Annotated in this window: 1 protein-coding gene and 1 pseudogene; both read left to right on the forward strand. The window is 41.7% G+C overall.

The features are described from left to right. Positions 1-236, forward strand: a 236-nt coding sequence (locus AC1DVK_RS27190) for an IS3 family transposase (protein ID WP_477627858.1), incomplete at its 5' end; no start/stop codon positions are given. A gap of 19 nt (positions 237-255) precedes the next feature. Further along, positions 256-523, forward strand: a pseudogene (locus AC1DVK_RS27195) (hypothetical protein); the annotation flags it as partial.

The raw sequence follows: 523 nt of genomic DNA on the forward strand, positions 1-523 counted from the left end.
GCCGTTCACTTAGTATTAGTATGAAAGGTTGTCCATATGATAACGCCGTCGCGGAAGCGACCTTTAAAATCATTAAGACTGAGTTCGCCAATCAAAAAAAGTTTACGAACTTATCCCAGCTAACGCTCGAATTTGGAGACTATGTGAACTGGTTTAATAAGCTAAGAATTCATGGAACTCTTGGCTACTTAAGTCCTCTAGAATATAAAAAATTATCCCTTAAAAAAGTTGTTTGATTTAGTGTTGACAATCCACATGTTCGGCAACCAGCTAACCGAGGAACAGCGCCAGAACGGCCTGTTGATGGCACTCGGAATCGGCGGTGTGGCTGGAGCGGCGAAGGTCGCCGATAAAGTAGCAAGCGGTACAAAGTTCGTCCCTTACAGTAAGGAATTTGCACAAAAGCAGGTTCAGAAGGTTCAAGCTACAATAACAGACATCGCGAGATCAGGAAAAACCACGTTAAAAAATATAGGTGACGAACTAGGTAAAAAAGAAATACCTAAACGAATAAGTATGGAAC

The sequence above is a fragment of the Peribacillus sp. P4_B1 genome, assembly GCF_056402395.1.